The sequence below is a fragment of the Flavobacterium sp. genome (assembly GCF_004295795.1).
Classification (GTDB): domain Bacteria; phylum Bacteroidota; class Bacteroidia; order Flavobacteriales; family Flavobacteriaceae; genus Flavobacterium.
The window spans coordinates 51,344-60,354 of sequence record NZ_SEBR01000023.1 but is presented as its reverse complement, the minus strand read 5'-3'; the positions used below and the strand labels follow the sequence as shown (position 1 = coordinate 60,354).

7 protein-coding genes are annotated in these 9,011 nt (G+C 47.7%); 2 read left to right on the top strand and 5 right to left on the bottom strand.

The window, feature by feature from the left end:
• Positions 1-1,234: 1,234 nt before the first annotated feature.
• From EOO49_RS16365 to EOO49_RS16350, 4 genes are all read right to left on the bottom strand, one after another.
• Entirely contained in the window at positions 1,235-1,693 is a 459-nt protein-coding gene (locus EOO49_RS16365) for an SRPBCC domain-containing protein (RefSeq protein ID WP_290847656.1), read from the bottom strand.
• A gap of 169 nt (positions 1,694-1,862) precedes the next feature.
• On the bottom strand, positions 1,863-2,267 hold the full coding sequence (locus tag EOO49_RS16360; RefSeq protein WP_290847654.1) for a hypothetical protein: 405 nt from the start codon (positions 2,265-2,267) through the stop codon (positions 1,863-1,865).
• A 23-nt stretch (positions 2,268-2,290) separates the two neighbouring features.
• Entirely contained in the window at positions 2,291-2,650 is a 360-nt protein-coding gene (locus EOO49_RS16355) for a hypothetical protein (protein WP_290847652.1), read from the bottom strand.
• A gap of 64 nt (positions 2,651-2,714) precedes the next feature.
• A complete protein-coding gene (locus EOO49_RS16350) occupies positions 2,715-2,921 on the bottom strand; it encodes a hypothetical protein (protein ID WP_290847650.1) in 207 nt (68 codons plus the stop codon).
• Positions 2,922-3,140: 219 nt separating this feature from the next.
• On the opposite strand from EOO49_RS16350, the gene EOO49_RS16345 reads away from it, so the two are divergent.
• A complete protein-coding gene (locus EOO49_RS16345) occupies positions 3,141-3,485 on the top strand; it encodes a nuclear transport factor 2 family protein (protein WP_290847649.1) in 345 nt (114 codons plus the stop codon).
• Between the two features lie 33 nt (positions 3,486-3,518).
• Here the strand turns inward: EOO49_RS16345 and EOO49_RS16340 are convergent, their stop codons facing one another.
• On the bottom strand, positions 3,519-5,084 hold the full coding sequence (locus EOO49_RS16340; RefSeq protein ID WP_290847647.1) for a T9SS type A sorting domain-containing protein: 1,566 nt from the start codon (positions 5,082-5,084) through the stop codon (positions 3,519-3,521).
• A 313-nt stretch (positions 5,085-5,397) separates the two neighbouring features.
• Here EOO49_RS16340 and EOO49_RS16335 point away from each other — a divergent pair, with 313 nt between their 5' ends.
• On the top strand, positions 5,398-8,823 hold the full coding sequence (locus tag EOO49_RS16335) for a methylmalonyl-CoA mutase family protein (RefSeq protein ID WP_290847645.1): 3,426 nt from the start codon (positions 5,398-5,400) through the stop codon (positions 8,821-8,823).
• The last annotated feature ends 188 nt before the right edge of the window (positions 8,824-9,011 follow it).

Below are 9,011 nucleotides of genomic sequence, written 5' to 3'. Positions count from 1 at the left end.
GGAATTTGGACCCGAGCAACGCGAACTGACGGAGCTTGCGGAGTAAAAGAGGCGAACAATGCGCTGTACCGTTGACGCCTCTTTTTTCCCAAATTTCAAGACGTCAGGTGCCCGCGTTTATGCTTAGGCCGCGGACTAATCGGAAGTGTTCATTTGCTTTTTAGCTTGCTTCGCTGCGCTAAAAATTGGCTCCGCAGGAAAGTTTTCGGTTTCGGGAACCTCTCGTTTGGCTTCGTAGCGAAAAACAGGTGTGTCTTTGACGGAAACAATCGGTTGGCTTTGACCGAAATCTCAGGTTTTACGTTTGTCGCGAAACAGCCATTGATTCAAATATCTTAACATTTTCTACAGAAAATCTGTAATCAACTCCCGGATTTTTCCCCGAACTTCGGCCAGACCTAACAAATCTCGGAGATTTGTTTAGGTCTTAGGAAAATGCGGCTTCCCACCAATTTTAGACTGGTTCTTTGGTTGTTTCGAAGCACTGGTTTTCAACGCCAAAAATTTCCGGTGACGACGTTATGGAAACGATTTTGACGATTGAGGAAAAAAGATGATTCGTCAATAACACTTTCCGATCAGTCCGGCATTTGAGCGTTTTGGCGGGCACCTGACGTCTTGGAAATTCGTGACCCGAGCAACGCGAACTGACGGAGCTTGCGTAGTAAATTAAAGGTTGTTTGAGTGACCCAAAAAGTAAGTCGTTACATAAGAAAGTTCCCGCGAAATCGAAGATTCACGAATACCATAAAAATATTATCGCGTGAGTAGTTCCTTTAATTCCCGAATTTCCGAGGCTGTCAGGTCGCCAAAATCGGTCGTGCCGCGAGCCTTTTTGTTACTTTTGCGGCGAGGCAAACCGAGGAACGAGGTTCACTGAAACCTTTAAAAAAACAATAAAAATCAATGAAGTAAAAGTAAGCCCCGCTGGCAGGCGACGAATCAAAATCAAAGCACGCGACGGCGCAGCCGGCGAAAAAAAGCAAAAATGAGCGAAGCTCATTTTTATCAGGCTTCGAGGGCGAGAAAAGGTTCCGGGTAAAAGAATAAAAATGAAGAAAAAAGGATCGTCTTACGACAATCCTAGCCCGGATGCGGGCAACTAGCCTTTCGCAGAAAAAACCGAATTTTTCTTAGGTTGCAACAGCGACCGCAGGAAGCTCGTTGCAACCTCTAGAAAAACCGGTTTTTTAAAGAAAGCTAGTGCCAGTCAGCCGGAAAAAGCTCAAAAAAACTAATTCCAATTATCGATTTTGATGTCTTTAGGAGAAGGTTGCCCCGCCCCGGTCTGCAAAAGCTGCTTGAGACTGAGCATAAAAATCGCCCACTTCATGCTGCAATGCGCCTTGAATTCAACCTCTTCCTTCCAGTTGAGGTGCTGAAAAAGCACGATCGTGTAATCGCCTTCCTCATGCAGGTCGAAAACGACGTCGGTGCCTAGCCACTCTTCGGGTCCGGATGTGAATTTCCAGTGGACTTTTTTGCCGGGCTCGAGCGCTTTTATCTCGAATTCCATACTTCCGACTTCTTTCCCATCAGCGGTGTGGAAGCGCGTGACGACTGTTTTTCCAACGGCCGATTCGCCTTTGGTGTCTTTCGTCCACCAGTCGGAAATGCCTTTTGTGGTGGCGATCGCCTCGTAAACTTTTTGGGTTGGTGCCTTGATTCCGACGCGGTGAATGATATCAGCCATTTTTCTTTGGTTTTGGTTGAGAGAAATCGATTTCGTGATATTTCGAAGTTAAGGAAAAAGGGCTTTGGAAGTTTGGAAATTTGGTTGGGCGGGAAATATTTTTGTGTCAGGAAAGTGTTGTTTTGAGCGGAGCATTCGATCAGTTTATTTCCCGACCGAACTCGTGCATTTACTTTCGACGCCTCGGTGCGCTTCTCGTATGCGGTTGTACATACGTCCCATTTTTGCGGTAATAGCCTTTGACGTTTACCGTTTTTCCGGAACTTGATGAGGAATAGGTAGAGGGCGAGCCGGAACTTGAGGCCGATCGGGGCGAAGCCGAATAATGACCGGGAACTTTATAAGTAGGGTTGTAGGCATAGCCCGAATATTGTTTGTATTTTATTCTCCTGTATTTCTTGGTTTTTTTTCCTTTGACATAAACCGAGGAGCCCGATGGGATCGTATAGATTATGGCACTTTCGGTATTTTGTCCCGAGTAAAGAATCGTATCGGCATCGACAGTGACATTGTAATAACTGATACAGGACTGTGTTCCGAAGACAACTAGTAGTAGCAGTAAAAGTTTTTTCATTTTTATTCGGTTGATTTAAAGCATCAAAGCGGCTGTTTGTTGGTACTTTTTTCTTTCCACATGCGATAGTTTCTGACCAGGAATTTTACCGTCTCTCTGACTCCCCATATCAGGAATCTTGCAAGGTTGTAAGCTGCGACCAGCGCGTAATACAGCATAAAGCTTACACAGACCACGGCGAGAACAATAAGGGCTTCCATGCCTTTGTTTTTTCTGCGGAAGCCTTGCCTGAAAGTGAGTCCCGGTATTCCGGTCTTAAGCGAAAATCCACTCGCGCCCAAAGTGCCGTATCTAGTGCGATAGCTGCTGCTTATTCCCAAATTGCTTATGGTGAAACCCAATCCTTTGGTCGAGCCGAATCGTTTGTAATAGCGTAACCCCATTCTCAAAAATCGAAAATCACTGTGCAGGTACCATCGGCTCCTGCACAGTTGTTAGATTTCGTTTTCACGAAGTGTGGCACGACGGGCAACATGTGGCGCATCCGTTCGACTGCTTGTAGGTTTTCTTCGCTTCGGTCACGGCACTGGCGCATCCGGAATGGTTCCCGAGATCTTTCCTGCTGGTCATAGACGAAAAGTATCGGCAGCTTTCCTTGTGAACTTCGTGGTCGCCGTTGCTTTGGGCATTGTGGTTGACATAGTATTTTTCCATGTTAAATAATTTTGGTTAAAGCCCGAAAGTAGGGAGGATCGTCGAAAGCGTATTACGGATTTCCGTAAACAAAGAAGTAAATGACTTCAAGCGGAGTAGTTCTAGTTAACAATATCATATTTTATTTTCCGTCAGATAAAGTACAGCGTTTTCCAAAAGCAGCGCTCCCGAAAATCCTCAGGGAAGTTTATCTTTATGGGTAAACAACATCGAACTACCATGAACACCAACAAATCCATCCTCGAAAAAGCCAACCTGGCGGTAACCAACGGCGACAATGAAGGTTTCCTCGACCATTGTACAGAAGACGTAATCTGGCATTTCATCGGAGACCAAAAAATTGAAGGCAAGGAAGCCGTGCGCCAATACATGCAAGAAACTTACCTCGAGCCGCCTCAATTCGATGTCGAGGATTTGATTGCCGAGGGCGATTTGGTGACGGCTGTCGGGAAAATCGCGCTCAAGGACGAATCAGGGGAACAAATCAAATACGACTATTGTGACGTATGGCGCTTTCGCGATGGCAAGATGTGCGAGCTACGGGCTTTTGTGCTGGTGAGTTGATTTCGGCAAACGCACGTTAAAATTTGCGTCGGGCTACTTTTTCAGAAGTTTGACCACATTCGTCTCATCGTCGAGCGTTACCTTTAAAAAATACATCCCTTTTGAAAGCGTCAGACCCGATAGATCCAATTCCTGAGTCGACCCTGACTGAATTTGTTTTTTCGCGATAAGTGGCGCCAGAATCCTTCCATCGATATCAATAAGTTCGACAGCCAGTGTTCCAGACTTGTTGATTTGCAGTTTCAGGTTTTCGTCCTGTGAAAAAGGATTGGGCGAGGCGAGGATTTGCGTGATTGTGTTGCCAGTGTCCGCAACGGCGAGATTCCCGTTGTTGAGAACGCGTGCCAATACCTGAAGATCGCGGTTTCCGGCCATCACGATTTTGTTGTCGGGTTGGATCAGCATGCAACTGAAGTAGTCGTGACCTTCGCCAAAAGTGGTACGGAAAAGCCCGTTCTGGCCAAAGCCTGTATTCAGTACGCCGTACAAAGTGTAGGATTCAAGTCCGAAATCGTAGTCTGTTGGCGCACCCACGCTGTAGCCGACAATCAGGTTTTGGTTGTTGTCGATCGCGATATCCTTGGCGAAGCTGGATTCTGAAAGCCCCAAAGTATTGATCCCGAAATCGCGCAAGATCAGGCCGTTCGATCCGAAGCCGTTGTCGATTGTTCCATTCGCGTTGTACTTGGTAATGAAAGCGTTGTATTTTTGGCCATTGAAAGTCGCTCCGGCAGCATAAATCTTGTCGTCGGCAGCAACTACACATCGGTTTAGCTGCGCGATCTGACCCAGCACAACCTCTACTATACCGTTGCCGTTCGGTCCGAAAGAAGTGATCACTTCTCCATCGGCAGTGTACTTTACCATATAATATCGGTTGATGATAAGTCTTCGGCCCACGGCAACAATATCGCCATTGCCCATCGCTTTCATGTCGAGAATTTCACCTCTGGGCATATTGGGTGTGTAGACCAGGCCGTCGGAACCGAAAGTTATATCGGGACTTCCGTCTGTGTTGAATCTGGCCAGTCCGAAAGTATCGGCGTTCGGGTTTGTCGGTTGCCCAAAAAGACCACCTACCACAATTTTTCCGCTGTTTTGGATAAGCACCGTGTTGATGCTCTGTGTTCCGGCGATGTTCAGCACCTGAACGCCGTTACCCGAAAAAGAGGTGTCAGGAGTGCCGTCACTGTTGTATCTGGCCACCATTATGTCAGTGGTCGTCGTGGTTGGGAAACTGGTTCCCGCGACCACGATCTTACCGTCGTTTTGTATAGCAACCGCGTTGGCGACGCAATGATGTCCCGCAAGTGTGCTAACAGATCCGGCCGTACCGAAGTTTGCGTCCATATTTCCGTTTCCCAAATAGCGGTTTACCAAAAAAGAAGAACCCGGCGCATTCCCTTGCGTATTTCCTACCACGACGATTTTTCCGTCGGCCTGGAGCGCGGTATCGAACGTGACGGGATATTCACCCACGTAATTCGAAACCTTTCCACCTACGCCAAAACTGGGATCCAACGTTCCCGACTGGGCGAATGTGCGGCAACAGATCAGGAGCGAAAATGCGATCAGGAATCTAAGGGTAGTTTTTTTCATTTTTTTTCGGATTGCTGTGTGATTCCGGCAGGAAATTGTCAACCAGCTTATCTTTGGCTAAAATAGTGTTTTCGACAATTCGCAGGTGGGTAAAACGTAATTTTAAAGGTTTCAGTTGCGCATTTTTCTGATGCGATGGACAAACCTACGGAATCGATTTCGCGTGAGAAAGCCAAATGGAGACGACAGCTTCGTCCAACGCTTCCCGACATGGAAATTTTAACGCATCGGAACAATATCTTGAGAGGTTGATTATTCTAAAATTCTTGACATTTTCGTAAATTGCGCCCACAATTTCCCCATACTTTCAAAAATGGAACAAGCAAAACCATACATTCCCGAAAATAAAGTAAGAATCGTGACAGCCGCGTCTTTGTTTGACGGACACGACGCCGCGATCAACATCATGCGCAGGATCATCCAGTCGACCGGCGTCGAAGTGATCCATTTGGGACACGATCGCAGCGTAGAGGAAGTCGTCAACACGGCGATCCAGGAAGATGCGAACGCGATCGCGATGACCTCGTATCAAGGCGGCCACAACGAGTACTTTAAATATATGTACGATTTGCTCAAAGAGAAAGGCGCGGGTCATATCAAGATTTTCGGCGGCGGCGGCGGCGTGATTTTGCCAAGCGAAATTTCGGAATTGCACCAATATGGAATCGAAAGGATTTATTCTCCCGATGACGGACGTGCGATGGGCTTGCAAGGCATGATAAACGATTTGGTGAAGCGTTCCGATTATCCTGTGGGTGATTCGTTGAACGGAGAAGTGACGCATCTGGAGGAAAAAAACGCGCCTTCGATCGCCAGGGTGATTTCGTCTGCCGAGAATTTCCCTGATGTCGCGGCAAAAACCATGGAAACGATCCGCAAGAAGAACGAGACATCGACAGTTCCGGTTTTGGGAATCACTGGAACGGGCGGCGCCGGAAAATCGTCTTTGGTCGATGAACTGGTTCGCAGATTTTTGATCGATTTTCCCGAAAAAACCATCGGATTGATCTCGGTCGATCCTTCAAAGCGCAAAACGGGCGGCGCGCTTTTGGGCGACCGAATCCGCATGAACGCGATCAACAATCCTAGAGTTTACATGCGCTCGCTGGCCACGCGTCAGTCGAATTTGGCGCTTTCGAAATATGTGGCAGATGCAATCGATGTGCTGAAAGCCGCGAACTACGATCTGATCATCCTTGAAACTTCTGGAATAGGTCAATCGGATACTGAAATCATGGACCATTCCGACGTTTCGCTTTATGTGATGACGCCCGAATTCGGTGCCGCAACCCAACTGGAAAAGATCGACATGCTCGATTTCGCCGACTTGGTCGCCATCAACAAATTCGACAAAAGGGGCGCTTTGGACGCACTTCGCGACGTGAAAAAACAGTTCCAGCGCAACCATAATCTGTGGGATGCGAATCTCGATACTTTACCCGTTTTCGGAACGATCGCAAGCCAGTTCAACGATCCCGGAATGAACACGCTTTACAAGGCGATCATGGACAAAGTGCACGAGAAAACGAAATCCGGGCTTGAGTCTTCGTTCCAGATCTCGAAGGAAATGAGCGAGAAAATTTTCGTGATTCCACCGGGAAGAACGCGATATCTGTCGGAAATTGCCGAAAACAACCGCAAGTATGACGCATCGGCGAAAGCCCAGCAAAAAGTCGCCCAGACGTTGTTCGGGATTTTCCGCACGATCGCCTCGGTTTCAGGACAAGAACCGACCTTGACAAAATTCGGACTGGATTCCGACGCCATAAAAACAACCGACGAAAACAGCGCGTTCCTCAAATTGCTCATCGGTGAATTCGACCGCGTCAAAATGAACCTCGACGCCTACAATTGGGAAATCCTCCTGAATTGGGGCGAAAAAGTAACGAAATACAAAAATCCGGTCTATTCGTTCAAAGTCCGCGATAAGGAAATCAAAATCCAGACGCATACCGAATCGCTTTCGCACACGCAAATCCCGAAGGTCGCCTTGCCGAAATACGAGGCTTGGGGCGACATTTTGCGTTGGTGTCTGCAGGAAAACGTACCGGGAGAATTTCCATTTACTTCCGGACTTTATCCGTTCAAGCGCGAAGGCGAAGATCCGTCGCGAATGTTTGCGGGCGAAGGCGGACCGGAGAGAACCAACAAGCGTTTCCATTACGTTTCCAAAGGAATGCCGGCCAAGCGACTTTCCACGGCTTTCGACTCGGTGACTCTGTATGGAAACGATCCGCACGTCCGGCCCGACATTTACGGAAAAATCGGGAATGCCGGCGTTTCCATCTGTTGTCTGGACGACGCAAAAAAGCTTTATTCGGGCTTCGATCTGAGCCATCCGCTTACTTCGGTTTCCATGACGATAAACGGTCCGGCGCCTATGCTGCTTGCGTTTTTCATGAATGCGGCGATCGACCAGAACTGCGAGAAATACATCCGGGAGCAAAATCTGCAGGATTCGGTAGAGAATAAAATCGCCGAAATCTACAAGTTAAGAGGAACCGAACGTCCGAAATACCAAGGCGATCTTCCCGAAGGAAACGACGGGCTCGGACTGATGCTTTTGGGCGTAACGGGCGATGAGGTGCTTCCGAAGGAAATTTACGACGAGATCAAGAAAGTTACCCTTACGCAAGTTCGCGGAACAGTCCAAGCCGATATCCTAAAAGAAGACCAAGCCCAGAATACGTGCATTTTCTCAACGGAATTTGCGCTGCGAATGATGGGCGACGTGCAGGAATTCTTTATCACGAAGAACGTGCGCAACTTCTACTCGGTCTCGATTTCGGGGTATCACATAGCCGAAGCCGGAGCGAATCCAATCACACAATTGGCTTTCACGCTTTCCAATGGTTTCACTTACGTGGAATATTACCTGAGCCGCGGCATGAGCATCAACGATTTCGGGCCGAACCTTTCGTTCTTTTTCTCGAACGGGATCGATCCGGAATATGCCGTCATTGGCCGCGTCGCCAGAAGGATTTGGGCAAAGGCGTTGAAAAACAAATACGGTGCGAACGAACGTGCGCAAATGCTCAAATATCACATCCAGACTTCGGGACGATCTTTACACGCCCAGGAAATCGACTTCAACGACATCAGAACGACATTGCAAGCTTTGTATGCGATTTATGACAACTGCAATTCCTTGCACACGAACGCTTATGACGAGGCGATCACGACGCCAACCGAAGAATCGGTGAGACGGGCGATGGCGATCCAACTTATCATCAATAAGGAATTAGGCCTTGCCAAAAATGAAAATCCGATACAAGGTTCGTTCATCATCGAAGAATTGACTGATCTCGTAGAAGAAGCGGTTTTGCAGGAATTCGACCGCATCACCGAAAGAGGTGGCGTGCTGGGCGCGATGGAAACGATGTACCAACGCTCGAAAATCCAGGAAGAATCTTTGTACTATGAGACTTTGAAGCACACGGGCGAATTCCCGATAATCGGTGTCAATACGTTTTTGAGTTCGAAAGGCTCACCGACAGTCGTTCCTGCCGAAGTGATTCGCGCAACCGAGGAAGAAAAGCAGTACCAGATCGCGATGTTGGAGAATCTTCACAAGGCGAATGCCGGGAAAGAGGACGAATTGATTGCGTCGGTTCAGGAAGCTGCGATCCGGAACCGCAATATTTTTGAACAGCTTATGGAGACTGCCAAGGTCTGTTCTTTGGGGCAGATCACTTCGGCTCTTTTCGAGGTTGGCGGGCAATATCGCCGAAACATGTAAGATTTTGTTTTTACACATTTAAAGCTTCCTTTTTGGAGGCTTTTTTTTTGCTTGGAACTGATTCAACCTGCAAGGTTTCTTCAACTTTTTAGGTTTTGTTTTTCTGCCGATTTTTGAACCATAAAGGTCATTAAGAGCATTAAGTTTTTATGCTCGGGATGGCTGAGGTTATTAAGGCATTTTGCTTT

Excerpts from the sequence above, each read along its gene's own strand:
- EOO49_RS16350 (WP_290847650.1), bottom strand. The coding sequence starts at position 2,921 with ATGGAAAAATACTATGTCAACCACAATGCCCAAAGCAACGGCGACCAC.
- EOO49_RS16335 (WP_290847645.1), top strand. The coding sequence starts at position 5,398 with ATGGAACAAGCAAAACCATACATTCCCGAAAATAAAGTAAGAATCGTG.
- EOO49_RS16355 (WP_290847652.1), bottom strand. The coding sequence starts at position 2,650 with ATGGGGTTACGCTATTACAAACGATTCGGCTCGACCAAAGGATTGGGT.
- EOO49_RS16360 (WP_290847654.1), bottom strand. The coding sequence starts at position 2,267 with ATGAAAAAACTTTTACTGCTACTACTAGTTGTCTTCGGAACACAGTCC.
- EOO49_RS16345 (WP_290847649.1), top strand. The coding sequence starts at position 3,141 with ATGAACACCAACAAATCCATCCTCGAAAAAGCCAACCTGGCGGTAACC.
- EOO49_RS16365 (WP_290847656.1), bottom strand. The coding sequence starts at position 1,693 with ATGGCTGATATCATTCACCGCGTCGGAATCAAGGCACCAACCCAAAAA.
- EOO49_RS16340 (WP_290847647.1), bottom strand. The coding sequence starts at position 5,084 with ATGAAAAAAACTACCCTTAGATTCCTGATCGCATTTTCGCTCCTGATC.